The sequence below is a fragment of the Paenibacillus sp. FSL R5-0749 genome, from assembly GCF_038595085.1.
Lineage (GTDB): Bacteria > Bacillota > Bacilli > Paenibacillales > Paenibacillaceae > Paenibacillus.
The window spans coordinates 1439167-1456577 of record NZ_CP152005.1; the positions used below are offsets into that span (position 1 = coordinate 1439167).

Annotated in this window: 19 protein-coding genes; 17 read left to right on the forward strand and 2 right to left on the reverse strand. The window is 49.1% G+C overall.

All coding sequences use genetic code 11. From position 1 onward, the window contains the following. Window positions 1–95 precede the first annotated feature (95 nt). Window positions 96–1046 carry a hypothetical protein gene (locus tag MKY85_RS06230; protein ID WP_342572115.1) on the forward strand — a complete coding sequence of 317 codons (951 nt, stop codon included), beginning with the start codon at window positions 96–98 and terminating at the stop codon, window positions 1044–1046. 107 nt (window positions 1047–1153) lie between these two features. Here MKY85_RS06230 and MKY85_RS06235 read toward each other — a convergent pair whose 3' ends face one another. Further along, the gene (locus MKY85_RS06235; protein ID WP_342572116.1) at window positions 1154–1636 is read right to left on the reverse strand and encodes a hypothetical protein; all 483 of its coding nucleotides are present in this window, start codon (window positions 1634–1636) and stop codon (window positions 1154–1156) included. Window positions 1637–1981: 345 nt separating this feature from the next. On the opposite strand from MKY85_RS06235, the gene MKY85_RS06240 reads away from it, so the two are divergent. Next, on the forward strand, window positions 1982–3832 hold the full coding sequence (locus tag MKY85_RS06240; RefSeq protein WP_342572117.1) for a DUF4127 family protein: 1851 nt from the start codon (window positions 1982–1984) through the stop codon (window positions 3830–3832). A gap of 4 nt (window positions 3833–3836) precedes the next feature. Here MKY85_RS06240 and MKY85_RS06245 read toward each other — a convergent pair whose 3' ends face one another. Further along, window positions 3837–4181: a DUF3139 domain-containing protein gene (locus MKY85_RS06245; RefSeq protein WP_342572118.1), complete on the reverse strand. Its 345-nt coding sequence runs from the start codon at window positions 4179–4181 to the stop codon at window positions 3837–3839. Window positions 4182–4622: 441 nt separating this feature from the next. Here MKY85_RS06245 and MKY85_RS06250 point away from each other — a divergent pair, with 441 nt between their 5' ends. The 15 genes from MKY85_RS06250 (at window position 4623) to MKY85_RS06320 (ending at window position 17309) form a co-directional block, all read left to right on the forward strand. Beyond that, window positions 4623–5546 carry a hypothetical protein gene (locus tag MKY85_RS06250; protein ID WP_342572119.1) on the forward strand — a complete coding sequence of 308 codons (924 nt, stop codon included), beginning with the start codon at window positions 4623–4625 and terminating at the stop codon, window positions 5544–5546. Between the two features lie 264 nt (window positions 5547–5810). Then, on the forward strand, window positions 5811–6011 hold the full coding sequence (locus MKY85_RS06255; RefSeq protein ID WP_017690177.1) for a hypothetical protein: 201 nt from the start codon (window positions 5811–5813) through the stop codon (window positions 6009–6011). Then, a complete protein-coding gene (locus MKY85_RS06260; protein WP_342572120.1) occupies window positions 6011–7474 on the forward strand; it encodes a phage tail sheath subtilisin-like domain-containing protein in 1464 nt (487 codons plus the stop codon). The genes MKY85_RS06255 and MKY85_RS06260 overlap by 1 nt, the downstream gene beginning before the upstream one ends. A 90-nt stretch (window positions 7475–7564) precedes the next feature. Next, window positions 7565–7972: a phage tail tube protein gene (locus tag MKY85_RS06265; RefSeq protein WP_105600731.1), complete on the forward strand. Its 408-nt coding sequence runs from the start codon at window positions 7565–7567 to the stop codon at window positions 7970–7972. Between the two features lie 256 nt (window positions 7973–8228). After that, complete coding sequence (locus MKY85_RS06270; RefSeq protein WP_017690174.1) at window positions 8229–8663, forward strand: hypothetical protein; 435 nt, start codon at window positions 8229–8231, stop codon at window positions 8661–8663. A 182-nt stretch (window positions 8664–8845) separates the two neighbouring features. Continuing rightward, window positions 8846–10609 carry a hypothetical protein gene (locus MKY85_RS06275; protein ID WP_339259374.1) on the forward strand — a complete coding sequence of 588 codons (1764 nt, stop codon included), beginning with the start codon at window positions 8846–8848 and terminating at the stop codon, window positions 10607–10609. Window positions 10610–10663: 54 nt separating this feature from the next. Next, on the forward strand, window positions 10664–11293 hold the full coding sequence (locus MKY85_RS06280) for a LysM peptidoglycan-binding domain-containing protein (RefSeq protein ID WP_339261335.1): 630 nt from the start codon (window positions 10664–10666) through the stop codon (window positions 11291–11293). Next, complete coding sequence (locus MKY85_RS06285) at window positions 11290–12276, forward strand: phage portal protein (protein ID WP_339259375.1); 987 nt, start codon at window positions 11290–11292, stop codon at window positions 12274–12276. The genes MKY85_RS06280 and MKY85_RS06285 overlap by 4 nt, the downstream gene beginning before the upstream one ends. After that, a complete protein-coding gene (locus MKY85_RS06290; protein ID WP_339259377.1) occupies window positions 12269–12679 on the forward strand; it encodes a hypothetical protein in 411 nt (136 codons plus the stop codon). The genes MKY85_RS06285 and MKY85_RS06290 overlap by 8 nt, the downstream gene beginning before the upstream one ends. After that, the gene (locus tag MKY85_RS06295; protein WP_339259378.1) at window positions 12672–13127 is read left to right on the forward strand and encodes a DUF2634 domain-containing protein; all 456 of its coding nucleotides are present in this window, start codon (window positions 12672–12674) and stop codon (window positions 13125–13127) included. The genes MKY85_RS06290 and MKY85_RS06295 overlap by 8 nt, the downstream gene beginning before the upstream one ends. Window positions 13128–13131: 4 nt before the next feature. Continuing rightward, a complete protein-coding gene (locus MKY85_RS06300) occupies window positions 13132–14271 on the forward strand; it encodes a baseplate J/gp47 family protein (RefSeq protein ID WP_342572121.1) in 1140 nt (379 codons plus the stop codon). A gap of 167 nt (window positions 14272–14438) precedes the next feature. Next, window positions 14439–15032, forward strand: coding sequence for a YmfQ family protein (locus MKY85_RS06305; RefSeq protein WP_342572122.1), 594 nt, complete (start codon window positions 14439–14441; stop codon window positions 15030–15032). Further along, complete coding sequence (locus tag MKY85_RS06310; RefSeq protein WP_342572123.1) at window positions 15032–16180, forward strand: phage tail protein; 1149 nt, start codon at window positions 15032–15034, stop codon at window positions 16178–16180. Before MKY85_RS06305 ends, MKY85_RS06310 begins: the two co-directional genes overlap by 1 nt. 12 nt (window positions 16181–16192) lie before the next feature. Further along, window positions 16193–16489 (forward strand): hypothetical protein, encoded by a 297-nt coding sequence (locus tag MKY85_RS06315; protein WP_342572124.1) that lies wholly within the window; start codon window positions 16193–16195, stop codon window positions 16487–16489. 388 nt (window positions 16490–16877) lie between these two features. Then, window positions 16878–17309 (forward strand): DUF6838 family protein, encoded by a 432-nt coding sequence (locus tag MKY85_RS06320; protein ID WP_342572125.1) that lies wholly within the window; start codon window positions 16878–16880, stop codon window positions 17307–17309. Window positions 17310–17411 lie beyond the last annotated feature (102 nt).

Here is a 17411-nt window from a genome sequence, read left to right on the forward strand (position 1 = left end):
AACAGAGAGGACAGAAGAAACCTGAAAAAGCGAAGCTGAAAGCTTTCTGAAAGAAAGCCACTTCGTAATACAGATGATGAAGGGTGGTGGCAAGCTTGGATCGACGTTTGTTGGAAGAAGGACTATCGATTATCGTTTCCAGTCGGGAACGTACAGGAGATCTGTGGCACGCCCATTATGGGGCGGGTGCGATTGCAGCATATTTTTGGGTGCGGGAAAATCGTCTCACTGCCCTTGCCGCCGGCAGTGTTACCGCCGAAGCAAAAGCCATGCTTCGCCAGCATGGAATCAGCCCTGGTCAGACCTCTCCAATAGGTGAGATGATGCCCAGGGAAGATGCCGAAGCGTGTATTACGGACGCATTGCATCGAACCATTGGAGAGCTGCACTGGGTGGGACACCAGGCCATCTACGGGGCAATCAGTCTGAAAGCCATTCGCGAACTGGATGGATGGGGCACTGCGGATGAGATTGGTCGGCTGGTTGAACTGATCGATTCATTCGATCGAACCATCCCAGGAAGATCCTGGATGAACACAACGACGAAAGAAATTCGCAGTCTGAAGCCAGAGAAAAGTGATGGTTTCCCCGAGGTCGAAGATCCAGTTCAGTTGTCACGTCTGATTCTGGATGAACTTGGTGCGTTCCAGACGATCTATCACGCGGAAGCGCATCATGACCTGATTGGTCATATGCTGACTTACGGACATGCGCTTAACATATTATATGAACTGGGTTATCCGGCATTATTCCACAAAGGCATCCCGCCATTTCTTACCATGGTGAAGGCATTACGATTAAGCCGAGATGTGGATATTGAACAGGCGATGCCGACATTACAATCACCTGTAGATCTACTGCCACTAGCACGAGCGGAACGGTCGGTGGCGTTGCCCCATGAACTGGAATATTGGCTCACCGATAGACGTTCCCGTGACTGGAACGGAGGTCATGTATTCAAATTCCCGTTCAGCTTCTATCATCATGCCAAGAACGGGGAGCCCGTACCAGAAACATGGGAGAACTTTCGTTATATCATCGCGTGAGATGAAACATACATTTTACAAGGGGTGTCCGTCAGTCAGGAGTTTGACGGAGGACATCCTTTTTGTCATTATTCTGTTCTACTGAATCATCGGCAGGCTGTATCTTTTTAACGAGGCCAAATTTCAAGGATAAACAGGATCAGCATGACTCGGGACACCAACATGTATGGCGATTTTCGTATAGGCTGACGTGCTGCCCATATACCCCAGGAACTCATAAGTGCAATACTCCCCCAGAAAATCCATAAGGAGATGCCTTCGGGTGTAAATAGAAAGGACAGCTGGGGCAGTCCCCTGTTGCCAGCCCCAAGAAGAACAGTGGTCATATAGACGAGGACAAGGAAAAACAACTCGAAGAGCAGGGTTTGCAGCCAGAAATAATAGATGTTGAACACTCGTAGCACGATGACTGTAATCAGGATAAACAGGATACCAACGGATAAGAATGTTGCCGTGGTCCATCCAATGAGAGATGTTGTTATAACATCTGTTTCCTGATATAAGATGTACATCGCCAACGCATACATAGCGGGGCCCGCCATATAACTGGTGACAGCAATCCAAAGATAGAAGAAATACCTTTTCTTCATGGTCATATTCATCCTTTATTGTTCGTAGAATTTGAAAACTGCTTACGTCATATAAACATCAAAAGGATGGGTTTGGTTGGGTTATCGATAGGAATTCCTCACAATAAATCGGCTTCTAACCGCCATAGAGACGACCACATTCACGCGTAATTCATCCCGATTACCATCTGCACGAGTGGGCAAAGGCGGTAAAATGGTATTATCGGATCAGCAGCAAGGCAGACAACACTGACAGCTCATACGCTAAAGTACAGACCGGCCATGGGGCCGGTTTTTTAATTCGGTGATTGTTCCCTTGCCCTGATCGGGTAATAAGACTAAACAGATAACAGGAGGCTACGTGATATGAAAACAGTATTGTATGTTCCACTGGATGATCGTCCAGCGAATCTGGATGATGTGATTGTGCAAGGGAAAGCAGCCGGTATCCATATCGTTACACCGAACCTGAGTGATATTAAGAATCGTCTGGACTCGGAGAAAACCGTAGATGGCACAACGCTGCTCGGTACCTCCACGCCGGTTTATGGAAAACCATCCAAGATTCACGACTTTATTCTGAAACATGCTGCCAAGGTCGACGGATTCATTATCTCATCCGATATGCTCGCCTATGGCGGTCTGATTGGCAGTCGTCAGCTTCGTGAAGATGGGGGAGGCACCTATCCTGAATACGATGGAGAAACCACTCGTTTGCTGGATGTAATCCGCGTGATTAAGCAAAAATATCCACGTAAACCTGTGTTCGTAATGGATACCATCATGCGTCTGGCTACAACCTCTTTTGCAGATGGTTTGGCACTCGATGCATATAATGAGTCCCGTGCGTTGATGCAGCAGCCGCGTCAGACATACACCGAATTTGAAGATATTATTCAAGGTTATAACCTGTCCCCGGATGGAGTGGAATATGGGACAACGACCTATTTTGATAAAGAACAGTATTACAATACAAGACAGCATAAATTCAAAACAAATCTGTACATTTTGGATCAGCTGGCTCGCTCAGGTTATATCGATTTCCTCGCCGTGGGTGTCGACGATGCCAACACGCAGGGTGTTCAGATTAATGAAATCAACTATGTAGAAGCACGAATCAATGAATGGCTCAGTGGAACCAATGGACAAAATCCGGATCGTGCCATCATCTTGCCGGATGCGGATGGTCTGGGGCACGCTTTGGTTGCTCGCATGGCTAACCAGTTGTTCCGAGGCGGGGCGAAGACACGTTACGCCGTGAAATATTTTGGTCCTCACGGCAATACGATCATCAACACATATGAATACATGGACGTACACGAGAATGTGGTTCGTCACGTGGATATTGTGGGCGGTGTGCTTGTGGCGGATTCGGCATATCCTGAACCGGAGGTGGTGACGGATCCGATGACTAGTGTGGATAATGAACAGCTGGTGGCTGTATCGGTCGAGCAAGTTGTTCCATTTGATATGGCTTCCGAACTGGATCGTATGACCAAGGGTCACCCGGGAGTTTCCGGAGAGAACACAGCCGTCGACATCGAGATTATTGCGATTACCGCTCTGGATCAGGTGCAGGCTGCGTTGGAGCAGTTGACGCTGAATGGGGAGCAAGGCCTGCCTTCGGTGTTAATTGATTTTGTGGGAAAAGGTCCAGCGAATGTTGATGTTGCTGAAGCGTTGCTGAGCAGTCCATATACCGGACGGGTGTTGGGATACAGTGCTTGGAATACACCGGGCAACAAGATCGGTATTGCCGTAGGTATGGGGCAGTCCAGGTACGCGTTGATCACCACAGAGAAGCATGAGCATAAATTGCGAGATGCAATGAATGCACACGGCTCCTTGTTGTTTAAACGTTTCCTGAAAGATTATTACTATAAAGCGGTAGCGATTGCAGAGATTCGCACGTATTCCCGAGCTCACGCGTTGTATACCAATGTGGCTACTCTTTCAGATCAAAATATGTTGCTGTTCAACTCGGAGGAAGATTATGCCCATCTGCAAACATTGCTCCGTGATCTGATGCAAACTTATACCACGGCGCTTGCGAATAAGACAGCCTTCCAGACAGGCAATGTGGCGATTAAGCAGATCTGTAATGACGAATTATCCTATGCGACGTATGCTAGTGCACTGTTGGAATATGCGAATCCGGATTTCATCTGGGGCCGCGCATTTGAGATTACGTTGAACCCGCAAGTTACTTTGAACTAAACTGTTATCTCATCATTTGCTCCTCATGTTTAGGGTGATCACTCGTATGACTGTACTGCTTAATCTCGCCGTTGTTAAAAATGATATATTTATACTTCGCTTCTATTTCATCCGCGAATGTTACGGAGGCACCGTAAGGTGCTTCAGAACTTTTTGAGGAGTAAGTCCCTTTTACTTCGATAAGCTGTTCGGGGGAGTAACCTTTCTGTTCGATCAGGTAAGTGGTTACCTGTTGTTCAGCATCATTTTTCTTGAGCGGATTACCAAGCAGTCCGAAATAAGCCCAGCAGGATATCCCGAGTATAATTGATAAGACGACAAGTGAAGTGATCTTGAATGTTTTACTCATTGGCATTCCTCTCTGTTTTAAGTAAGCGACAACGAATTTGATAATGAAATATTAATATATTTGGATAAATTTATCAATTATTTGTTCTTAATTTTAATGCTTACTTAGGTATCCTTTTAAGGATGATACAAGTATCGTCTTTTTTCCACCCGAACAACTCCCTTAATCGCACCGAAGTCGTACGGAACACCGTCCGCGCTAGGGATGAAAGGGTGTAAGATTGTATTATCGGATCAACAACAAGGGACGCACCGAAAGCACATACGCTAATGTACAGACCGGCCAAATGGCCGGTCTTTTTGATGCGGTGAATGTAGTCTCTGTAATGGTTCGATAGCATACAGACTCTGAATTCAAAGGGGGAGTCTACTGCTGCTGCTGCATTGTTGCTGCACGGTGTGGGCAGATCTCAAACTTGCAGCCAAAGGGGGCGAAATGAATGTGTCTATGAACAATGAGATTAGCACGGTCATGAGCACCGGTAAAATGAGTACGCTCATTAAAAAAACGCTGAAACAGAAGCTCGCGGTCCTTGTTCCAGATTGGGATGATCGTGTGCTGGATGTACCTGCTTCAGGCGAAGTGTTGGCTGGGCCTTGTGCCGTGGTTGCGTTTGCCGAAGAAGTGCCGAAGTCTGCTTGGGCGGGATATCGAAGGATTATTAAAATCTCACCATACGCTCGTCCGGAAGATGGCGGCGCTGAACAAGTGGAAGATTGGTCAGCTGAACTAATCAAAGGGTTGCATCAGGTAAGGTTGATTGACGAAGAAGGAGTAGCCTTCACCTGCATCTATCTGGGTTCTTCAGATAGTGATCGAGTGGATGCCGGGTTTGGCATGCTTACACGCAGTCTGCGGTTTGGGGTGTATATTCCCGAAGACTGGGGTCCTTCTCTCGCTGAAACGGGAGATGGATGGTTAGCTGCGCTTCAAGACTGGACACAGCAAGAACTTGGCTCGAACTGGTCGGTATATGGGGATGCCTGGCCCGGTGGATACGATACGCCGTCTGTGTTATGGCGATTGGCCGGATGCAACACGTCTGTGGCGGGCACTTCAGCATTGGAGGTTCGACAACAGTGGATTGGGCATGTGCTCACCGATCATACAGTGCTAACACGGCACACAGTTACTCGGTTGGTCGAACAGCTTGCTGTGCAATCTCGTCTTGCCGTCAATGAAACGGGGGGCGAAGCGCACGAAGGTAACACGAGATATATTACAGTGGATGAGGTCACGGCAGATTTACAGGCAGATGCGTATCTGAATGGTCAGATTCGACTGACGTTGCAACAGCGGATTCGTCGTCCGGGTACAAATGTGCCATTGATTCGTGGGATTCACCATAGCAAAGGGACGGAATAGATGTTGAGCCCAGAGGAACTCCATCACAGGTGGTTCCAGATGATAACTTTAGAATGAGAATGTAGCTTTGAGATGATAGATCTAGCTTCAACATTATAGCTTCATATTCATAGGTTCAAAGGATCAAAAATTCATAGATCAAACTTAAAGGTTAAAGTTCCAAGATTAGAATTAAAGCTTGAATTTGTAGCGTAGTTCGAAAATCATAGCGATAAGTTCATCGTTTAACGAAATTAGTAGTCCAACAAATGAGGTGAGATGGCTATGGCAAGCTCAGTGAAAAAAAGCAAACAGACAGCCCCGCGGTATACACGGGCCGAACTGATGAATCATGCAGAAGCCCTCTTTGCCGTTAAGGCAGAGGTGCTGTACGGTGCGCTGTACGAAGCGGCGCAAGAGACGTTTTCCATTGAAGAAACGCAAGAACGAATTAACCAATTTATGAAAGCGAAGGTGAAGGGATAATGGCAGGTGGAACTTGGGAGCAAACGAATCGTCCGGTCCTTCCGGGCTTATATATGAATTTTCAGGCGGCAGCATCCTCGGCCATTCAAGCGGGAACGCGGGGGACGGTCGTTGTTCCAATCAAGGCCAACTGGGGTCCTGTAGGGACTTTTGTTGAAGTAGGGAGCGAAGCGGCGATTGAACGTATCTATGCGGCGAATGCGCTGGACAACGGTACAGCTTATACGTCCTTGAAGCTTGCCCTGTTGGGCGGGCCGAAGAAGTTGCTCGCTTATCGGGTAGCAAATGCTGCTGCCAAAACAGCTACGCTCACCTTGAAGGACAGCAGTGATGCCAATGTGCTGCAACTGGATGCGAAGTATCCTGGGGATCGTGCGAATGGATTCTACGTCACCATCCAGCCAGGTGTAATTGATAATACGAAACATGAAGTGCGCCTCTTTGAAGGTAACCGGATGTTGTATGCGCTCCTGACTGCGGATATCACAGCAGCTTCTCTGGCAAAAGAGATTAATTCGGATGAACGAAATGTCTGGGTGACGGCGCAGGCGATTGGTGATGGTGCGGGTGTGGTAGCTACTGTTGCGGGTGCGGCATTCAAAGGCGGCGTAAGTGGCAATGATGACCTAACCAATGCGGAATACATTGCTGTGCAGGGTGCGCTGGAAGGAGAGCAATTCGACGTCTTGGCTTTGGATCAGGCGGCTGATGCACCTCTGCTTGCGAGCTTTGCGGCATGGGTGAAACGTGTGCGTGGTGAAGGCAAGCCAGTGATGGCTGTATTTGGCGGTTCGGCAGCGGATGATACCTCTGCTACAGCAGCACAAAAAGCAGCAGCACGTTCGCTTGCGCTCAACCATGAAGGTGTGATTAACGTTGGTACAGGCGTTCGCCTTGGAGATGCATTCTATAGCTCGGCAGAAACGTCTGCTTATGTTGCAGGACTGATCGCCGGACAACGTCTGAACCAATCTACCACTTATGCAGCTACGCCGTTCGATGATGTGACACGTCGCTGGACGCGCGCAGAACAGGAGCAGGCGGTACAGAACGGCGTATTTATTTTCTTCCATGATGGACGTCAGGTGAAAGCACTTCGCGGTGTAAACACACTTGTAACGCCAGCCGCTGGCCAGAATAATGCGTGGAAAAAAATCCGATCTATTCGTGTGTTGGACGCCATTAACACGGATCTGCAACGTTCCGCGGAAGATACGTATATCGGTAAAGTGAACAATACCGAAGAGGGTCGTCAGGCACTGATTAGTGCCATGAAGGCCTATTTGGCGCTGCTCGCACAGAGCAATGTGATTGAAGCTGACGGTTACGATGTCATTCTTGATCCGGCGTATTATGGCACTGCTCCAGTTCTCAAACCGGAGGCAGATCAGGTATTCCTGCAATGGAATGTGAAGCTGACGGATGTGATGGAGCAGTTGTTCGGTATATTTTACGTGCAATAAGGTTGTGTGGAAGGAAAGAACTATTTTTCTAAAATAATTACTATGAACGGATGGTTTACACGATATTTTTAATTTCAAGGAGGAAAAAGTATGTTGGATGCGTCAAGAGTAATTCTCGGTACCCATGGTCAGCTGCATATTGATGGTGTGTGGCAGACAAACATTAACAAGTTGGAAGCGAGTGTGGAGATTGAAAAGCGTGAGCTGAACCTGGTCGGTAACGACTGGAAAGTGCACAAAAACGGCGCAAAAAAAGGAACAGGCACGATGACGGGCTACAAGGTCACTTCGGATATGATCCTGCGCGGCTTCACCAAATTCGAGATTATTTCGAAGCTGAACGACCCTGAATCATATGGACACGAGAGTGTTCTGCTAAAAGGTTGCATGGTGGACAAAATCCAGCTTGCCAACTGGACAGCGGGTGAGGAAGTACCGGAGGAAACGGGCTTCACGTTTGAAGGATTTGAATTGTTAAATCCGATTGTGGCGAACTAAAAAGGACTTTAATGGAGGCCGAGATGATCTCGGTCTCTTTGTTGTCTACTTAAAGCAAATTTAGTATCTACACGATAACGGAGAGGACAGAAATAACGTGAAGAAGTGGAGCGTTCGCCTTTATCCCCGGATTTTCCCTTGAAGAGGGGAATCAAAAAAATCTGGGGATAACAGCGATCGGAAGGTTATTCTGTCATCGGAGTGGCTAGTGTACCATTATGATTGCAAAATGTGAGCAAGAAGGAGATAACGCCCAATGAGTATGAATGAAAATATGTCCGAAGAACAGATTTTGGATCAATTGTTTGAAGCAGCAGAACGTTTGCCAGAGGAGAATGTGCGGATTCAGCGTCTGGATCTGCTGTTGACCTTGCGTGGACTGACGTCCTCCAAAGTGGATCACATTCGCGAACGCTGTACAATTCGAAAAACGACCAAAGGCCGCACCGAGGAAAAGGTGGATACGGAAACATTTAACGCGCTTCTCATTTCCGAAGCAACCGTGAAATTGAAAGTACGCAGCCTGGAACTGTCCGGCTGGGGGGATACCCGCATTACCGGTCGCATGAAGCTGTCTGGTGGAGAACAGGCGGTTCGCCGTATGCTGCTCGCGGGTGAATTGGATGCTGTAGGTGATAAAGTGCTGGAGCTGTCCGGCTTCGGTGTGGAGATTGAAGACCTAAAAAACTGATTCACTCCGGCGGAATGACCACGTTCCTGTATCACATGTGGGTACGTCATCATCTCCGACCCGGAGAGTTCTGGTCTTTGCCACGCGGGGAGCGCTCGCTGTTGATCGCGTTCTCGGAAGAGGAAATGGCAGCGATCACTTCGCAAATGAATAGATAACGATATAAGGCAGGAGGTGAAAAAATGGCAGAAATGATTGTAGGTCTATCCAAGTCCAATGCCGAAATGCGGACAACCCTTCGATACCTGGATCAGATCCAGCGTTCTACGGAACGGCTGGGAAGAGTTCGATATCAGAGTCTAATCAAGGTGAACAATGAACTGAGAACGACTGGGCGCAGGTTGGAGCATATTTATAGTATGGCTGTGCGAATCAGCAGGCTGCGAATTACACCGACGGTTGGGTTGATTGATAAGCTCAGTCCAGCATTGGATCGCGCATTGGCGAAACTGAACAGTTTCAGGGACCAGATGGTTACGGCTTCGGGTACAGTATCGCTTGAGGTTCGGCAGAAGATCGAAGTGGCGATGGGGAAGATGAACCCGGCGAGTGGGCCTTCGTTGGCACTGAACATTGGGAGCAATAATAATACGGTCAATAATCCTGCCAAGGAAGAAGAACCTAAAAAGTGGTGGGAAAAGTGGCTTGAAGGAATTCAAGCATTCAATGATGTGAAAGATGCAGCGTTTAATGTAGGGGATATTATTGGTTTATTCAAAAAGAAAAAGGATGACAGTCCTGCACCAGATCCAACCAGAAGCCCGGCTTCCAAATGCTGCTGTTGCACAGGTGGAAAGATGGGCAAAAACCGCAGAGTTCGTACACCGAATGCGGGTGGAGGCGGAGGCCCTGATCGGGGCAGAAGAGGCTACCGAAGTGGTAGAAGATCAGGCAACGGCCCGAATCCAGGCCCAAGACCAAATCCGGTACCGAGGCCACCTGTACCTGATCCGCCTAATCCTCCACCCGATCGAAATAGAAATGGGAGAAGAGGACGAAGAGTTAGAGGTATGGGTGGCTTAGGCTTCGCAGACTCTGGTTCACTCGGATCATTAACCGATATGCTGGCAGGTAGTGGGTTGATGGACAGCTTGAGCGGAGGTTTCGCCAAAGGTGCCAAAAGGCTTCTCGGACCCATAAGCATGCTCGCAGACGTGGCGAATGTAGCGACAGCACCCCCGGAAGAACGTGGTCGAGCGGTAGGTTCCATGATTGGCGGCACAGCAGGCACTGCGATTGGTAGCGCCATCGGTAGTGTACTTTTACCTGGTATAGGGACATGGGTTGGTGGTGCAGTAGGTGGTTGGGCCGGAAGTGCAGCAGGCGGTTGGATCGGAGACAAAGCGAAGGATATTGGAAACTTTATGTCTAGTGCTACCGAGGGTGTAGGGGATGCATTGTCGGGTGCAGCGGACTATGTCTCTGAGAAAACCAAAAAAATCACCGATGGCATATCCAACTTCTTCGGCTTTGGTTCCAAAAAAGAAGAGAAGACGGTCTCGGCAGCAACAGTAGCTGCACCGTCGCAATTACCAACAGGGCCGCAGATGGCACCTGCTTATATTCCACCAGCACTGGCCATGACAGGCCCAACGGCTTATATGAACAGCAAGGTCGGTCAGCCTACATCTGCTGGCTTCATGGGAACAAGCATGATGCAAAACCAAGCCATGGCGCTTGGTAACGGTGCTACGCAGACGAATGGAAAATCGTCTACGATGACGGTACAAATATCCGAAGACCAGATGAGCAGTCTGTCCGGTTACTTGAAGGATTTCAAAACCGAAACTACCAATCAGATTGCGATCAATATTCCACCAGGTGCTGTGCAGGTGACCGTTCGTGAAAATGCCATTGACTACGATGGACTATCACGTCAAGTTGGACAACGTATTGTAGGGGAAGTGCGTCGTGCGATGGAAAACCGAAAAACCATCATGGCCTAAGCAGAAAGGAGGCCGTTTATGACTGTATTGGAAGATAACGTGGAAGGGATCAGAATGGAATTTACTCTGATCGATGGGAAAACGCAGTTTCAATTTCCAGTGAAACCGGAAGAATTGACGATCTCACGTTCCAAAGGGTACGAAACGATTAATATGCTGGAGCATGGCGAGTTTGATTTTGCGCAGGGGGAGAAGGTGAAGGAGATCACCTTCTCTTCTTTTTTTCCCAAAGAGTATGATGCGTCCTATTGCATGTACGAAGATTTGCCTGATCCGCGGGTAGCGATGAATATGCTGAATACGTTTTTGATATCGAAAAAGCCGCTGCGCTTCATCATCACCAACACGGGGGTGAATGTGCCGGTATATCTGATCTCGCACAATACGACCTTCCGGGGCGGGGAGAGCGGAGATATTTATTTCGACTTAACCCTGCGGACATGGCGGGATTCCAAGGTGGAGAAGGTCGGCTCAGCTGCATCCGGGAGCAAGTCAGGTTCTCGTACGGATTTGAAAAAGTCTAGCAAGACCTACACCGTCAAATCCGGTGACTCTCTGTCCAAAATAGCAAAGCTTGAGCTGGGCAGCAGTTCCAAATGGAACGAGATCTACAAGCTCAACAAGAAGATCATCGGCACTGATCCTAACCGGATCAAGCCCGGGCAAAAGCTGGTGATGCCATGACCTACAAGGTCATTGTCGACGACAAATATGACATCACCAAGCTGGTAGAGACAATTACGCTGAAGGACTCGCTGGACCAGATTGCGTATCAGGCCAACATCCGGCTGGCGGTGTCTGCATCTTCGGGTCTGCCTTCGATCTCACCGGGCATGGCGGTGCGGATTAGCGGGGTTCCTTTTGGCGAAAAATCCATGGTTCATTTGCTGCATCCTGCGGTCATCTGGGAGGTGGAGAGTTCCAACAGCGGCACCAAGCGGCTATCTCTCACGGTGTACGACCGGATGATCTATCTGGAAAAATCAGAGGACGAGTTCCTGTTGCCGAAGGATCAGACTGCTACGCAACGACTCAAAACCTACGCCAAAGAGTGGAAGATTCCATACGGCACGCTACCGGATACGAAGACCAAGCTGGGCAAAGCCGTGTATCGGTCACAGACGATCTTTTCGATGATGTTTGCTGATCTGAAGGAAACGGCCAAGTCTGGTGGGGAGATGTATCATCCACGGATGACACCCGGCGGATTGCAGCTATTTCAGGTCGGCAGTAACGCGAAGGTGTATGAGCTGGATCGGCTGATTGATCTGACCCAGATGCGTACGCTCGAAGGAGCGGTCACCAAAGTGAAGGTGATGGCAGCGTCGGAGTCTGGAAGTGGCAAAGAGGTTCCATCCAAAGTGCTCGCGATTGAGCAGAATGGTGTGGAAGAACTGGGCACATTGCAAAAGCTGGTCGAGGACGATCAGGTGAAATCGACAAACGCCGCGAAGAAACTGGCGAAAAGTCATCTGACGGGGATTCAGGAGACCTTTACGATCTCCGCACCGGATGTGAATACGATTCGCGCCGGGGACGCCGTGTTGTTAAAAGGACTGAAGTTAATCGTCATGTCGGTCAGCCGTGATCTGTCTGCCGGACCTGGAACGATGACATTGGAACTGGGGACGGCTGAGCTGGTGAAAAGGAGGGTTTACCTTGAATAAAGATGATCCGTATGGGCATTTTGCCGACGTCATGCGGGGTGCGATGAGTACTCATTCCCGTCAGGCCGTGAGCGGTCTGGGCGCGGTATTGGGTACGATGACCTCTTCCGGCGTAAAGCTGGATGATTTCAAGCACGAAGTGCGGGATTATCTCGTGGCCGAGTTGCCGGGCACGCTTGGATTACCGGAGCGCGAGGCTGCTGGCGCGATTTCCGATATACCTGACGTGGCAAACGGTGGAACGACGGTCACAGGACGGTTTCTTTTGCAAGAAGAGGAAGTGGAAGAAGCGGTGTGGTCTCTTGGTAAAGGATTAAAAGCGGGAGATCGCGTACTGGCGATGCGGGTGAATGGCGGTAACGACATTGTGGTGCTGTGTAAGGTGGTGAGTGCCAATGCCTAGTTTGTTCCCGGAAACGGGTATGGTCTGGGGAGATGAGGAGGATCTGTCGGGGGCGGCATCTGAAGAGGTACGCTTTGGACGAAGTTGGCGATTTGATTACGATACAGGCGATTTTGTGCTGACCCCAAGTGGCAAAGTCGCTGCTGCTGATGGGCATGAAGCCTGGGTGCAATGGTGCATCAAGGCCGTGAAAACCCCAAGGTACAGACATGTGATTTATTCTCGGGACTATGGTTCGGAGCTGGAGGAGCTGGTGGGTCATGGTGATAGTCGCGGCGTGATGGAAAGTGAAATTACCAGGATGGTGACGGAAACGCTATTGGCTGATCCACGCACGGATTCGGTAGACCAGTTTACATTCGATTGGAATCGGGAACAGTGCATGTTCTCGTGCCGGGTGGCGAGTGTGCAGGAAGAGATGTTTATTCTGGAAAGTGAGGTGATCTGACGGGATGGCTGAGATTCCGCGTTATTTGGAGGACCAGACGGAGGAACAGATTATGCAGCGTATGCTGGATCGTCTGCCCGCGGATCTGGATAAGTCGGAGGGTTCGTTTCTGTGGGATGCGGAAGCTCCGGTAGCGTTTATGCTGTCTGAGGCGGCGTTGTGGGCGCAGGAATTACTGCGGCGGGGGTTTGCAAGTACGGCTGCAAGCAGTGATCCGAATTTTCGTTCGGAAGAGCTGGATCTGCGGGCGGGAGAGCACGGCATTACGCGGCGGGCTGCGGTGGCGGCTCAGGGTGCTGTGAGATTCGTGGGTACGCCGGGGAAAGTGGTGCCTGCTGGAACGGTCGTGGCTACGCTCGCGGATGAAGTGTCTGCTGAAGCTTCGCTCGAATATGAGACAGTCGGACGTGTGGAACTGGATGCAGAGGGCTTCGGGGTGGTTGGCGTGCGAGCGCTTGTTGCTGGAAAAGAGAGCAATGTGCCTGCGGGCACGGTAACGGTGCTGTCTACACCTGTAAGTGGCGTGACTTCTGTCACTAACGTTGAGGTGATCAAAGGCGGTGCGGATGTTGAGGCAGATACCGCGCTGCTGGAACGCTTTTATGCCAAAGTCCGCAACCAAGGGACAAGCGGCAACAAATCGCAATATGTACAGTGGGCCAGTGAAGTGCCAGGTGTTGGTGCAACACGGGTTATACCGTTATGGCAGGGACCAGGTACGGTGGGATTGTATTTGTTGGACACGGACAAACGTGCCGCAGGTACTGATCTGGTGGCAGCGGTACAAAAGTATGTTGATCCAACGCAGGATGGGCAAGGTGAAGGTGTTGCGCCGGCGGGGCCAGTGGTGTCCGTGATGCCAGCAGAAGAAGTGCCGATGAACATTCAGGTGAAGTTGACGCTGGCCAGTGATGCGACGTTGGCTGATGTGCGAGCATTGATCGAACGTGGGGTGACCGCGTATCTGAAACAGTTGGCTTTTGCAGATCCACTCGTGCGTTACACCCGCATTGCCGCGATCCTGCTGGACATTCCGCCAATTATCGACTATTCGGAGCTTACCGTGAACGGTGTGAGCGACCAGAATATTGAGATGACCACGAGTCAGGTAGCCGTGCTGGGGACGGTGGATGTGCATGAGTAGTGTTGGGCAGATGGTGAGGTGTAACGTGCGGAAGGAAGATGAGAAAGCTTTCCGGGAATGTAGTGGAGAAGGTCGTTCAGGAAGCAAGGAAGCCGTTCGGCAGATGGCGGTAAACCCGTGGAGTGAGCGAGTTCACGCGAATGTGAAAGGAAAGGAGGATGCTGGTCATGAGTGCTCCTTCTATTGTAGATGTTGGACTGACGAGTGAGAAAGGGCGGGAGTTGTTCTCGTATTTGCCACGGTATTACGAGACTTCGCGCGTCATGCAAGCCGATATGCAGGCCAAAGGCACCGAAATGGATCTGCTGTACCAGGCTCTGGATGAGACGTTGGAGCAGTTTTTTGTCCGGACGGCGACGTGGGGGCTGGACTTCTGGGAGCAGGAGCTTGGCATTGAGACCGATCATCGTCTCAAACCTGTGGAACAAAGGCGTGCTGTGGTGGAGTCGAAGCTGCGTGGTGCCGGGAAATTCTCCGGCAGGCTGGTTGCGAATGTGGCTGAGGCTTATGCCGGAGGCAAGGTGGATGTAACTTTTCAGCCGGAAGCGTGGAGTTTTACGGTGAGCTTTGTGGATACGATGGGCATCCCGCCCAATATCGATGATCTGAAACGGGCGATTGAAGAATTGAAACCGGCCCATATGGCCGTGGAATATGAGTATCGTTATCTGGTCTGGGACGATCTGGACAAGAAGCAGAAAACATGGAATGAACTGGACGCCGCGTCCTTGACGTGGAATGAACTGGAGGTGTGGGCGTAATGCCAAAAGAAACAGATCGACTGAAATTACCTCTTCCCTTGGGAAACGAGAATGTGACCCGGGAGAGTATTAATGGAATTTTTGAGAAGATTGATGCAGGTGTTGCGACACAAGCGGATTTGGATACGCTTCGTGAAGCGGTGAGCAAGATGGATATTCCCGATGCGTCTTTGACGCAAAAAGGGAAGGTACAGTTGTCTGATGTTACTAATAGCACTGCAAAAGACAAAGCGGCAACGCCGAGCGCTGTTAAGATAGCATTTGATGAGGCTACCTCGGCAAAGCAGCTTGGAGTTGAGCAAAAAGCGAATGTGGTTGCCGCGCTTAATTCCATAGGTGTATCGGCATCCACATCAGAGTCATGGGCACAGCTTGTCTCAAAGCTAACTACTGTCGTCCGGTCTACGGGCAACGCAACAGAAGCACAAGTGTTGACAAGTGCGACATTTAGTAATGTGGCTGGCAACGGCAGAATAGGAACGATGCCTAACCGTTCAGCAGAAAATCATCACATGCCTGCCATAGATTCAACATTATGGGTTGGTGATCGGGTGTTCTTAAGACCACCAACTGGATACTACAACGGTGAGTCATGGGTGACCACACCAACACCCACCCTAATTCCAGAAAACCTACGGCGTGGTGTCTCCACAATTGGGGGTGTTGTTGGTACGTTAGACCCTAGCAATTCGGGTATGGTTCTTGCTCAATATACATCCCATAGAGATAAACCCGTTGATTCTGATCGGCCGTTTGAGTTTACAGTCGTTGAAAAACCAGCAGGGACGAAGCAACTATTCTTATTTCCCAATATCCAATCGTCAACGCCACCCGTATCTTTTTGGGCGCAATATAACGGGACGACAATATTTACGTATGTCGCTGTTGACAAAAACGGAACTATGTGGAATTTTATGACCTTCTTTGGTTATGGTAATCAAGCAAGAACTTATTTAAACTACCAGTATTTGATCAGCAGTATCGATCGAACGATCCGTACGTTTAGTGGTTCCTATCCCTTCACAGTAGCAAATGCCCCAGCAAACTTTGATATGGATGGTATTGTGAAAATAGTTGGCCGGGCTACGGGGAATACCCCAACAACCAATTTTAATTTCGAATCCAATTATAACTATATTTACGGTTAAGGAGGGACCCCTTTGAAAATAGTTTATCAAAAAACAGGTCGAGTCGTTGGTATATACTACGGAGTTAACGACACCATAAAGGGTGATTATAAAGACAGCAAATCAGCCATACCAAACCCCGAAGCGATTCCCAATATGGAGCCAGTCCTGATGTTCAACCCAGAATCGGACAAGCTTTACTATGACTATATTGCCGTAGAGAGTTTAGAAACGAGGTTGTCCAGACTTACCGAAGAAAACAATGCAAATCAATTGGCGTTGATGGAATTACACATGATAATGCTTAAAGCACTTCCTAATGCCGAATAACCTGGCTCGGTTTTTGAACCGTGTGGGTTGAAAGGAGGTAACAATATGTTAGCTGTATACGTAATGATGATCCATAAAGGATTGATCAAGTTGGAGTCTGTACCATTACAAAGCCGTGATAAAGTGGCTGAAGCTCTTGCAGCGGTAGGGATGAACTAGAGCAGAAATATAATGTAACTCGCTTCCAATTATATAACACATAACCTCATGTTCTCGTAATTGGTTTTTGTATATTAATGAAAAGAGTGTAGAAGTTTGGAATACCGATTATGTCTTTTACACAACAGTCCTGAACAGATATTTATATAATTTCAGGATGGGGTGCTATTCAAAAAAATTAATTAATTTTAGACATGAATTATTTCACCAGATAAAAAGGAGGTGAACTATGACTACAAACCAACTAACTACAGCCATTGCAAGAATACTCTCACAGCGCTTCACGAACATCTCGATCCACCCGTCAACGGGAAATAACAACTCTAATCCAGATACTAAAGGCTTAACCTACCGCTTGCTGTCCGCTCAGCTCACCAGGGAACGCAGCGATCGCTTCGTCCTGTCTCATGCCTTTGAAATCCGCTGGCTCGATCCAAACGATATCCCAGCAACCCTGCCAGATGAGCTGTTTGAAGCACTGGAAACCATCGACGTGGAGGGCACATCCTATCGCGCAACGGAAATGCGTTGGGAAACGGAGAACGACACACCACGAATGCTGGTGTACTATACCATGCGAACCACCAAAGTGTCGGAGTCCGCCCGTACCATGCAACAACTGGAACAGCGACCTACCGCACTTAAGGCTACAAGAGAATAACTATATTAGTTCAACCGAACGATGGTTATCCTGTCCTTAAAGTGGTCAGTATAGCTATTTTTTTTATTGAACTTAACTAACCGAATGAGGGGATCTACATGA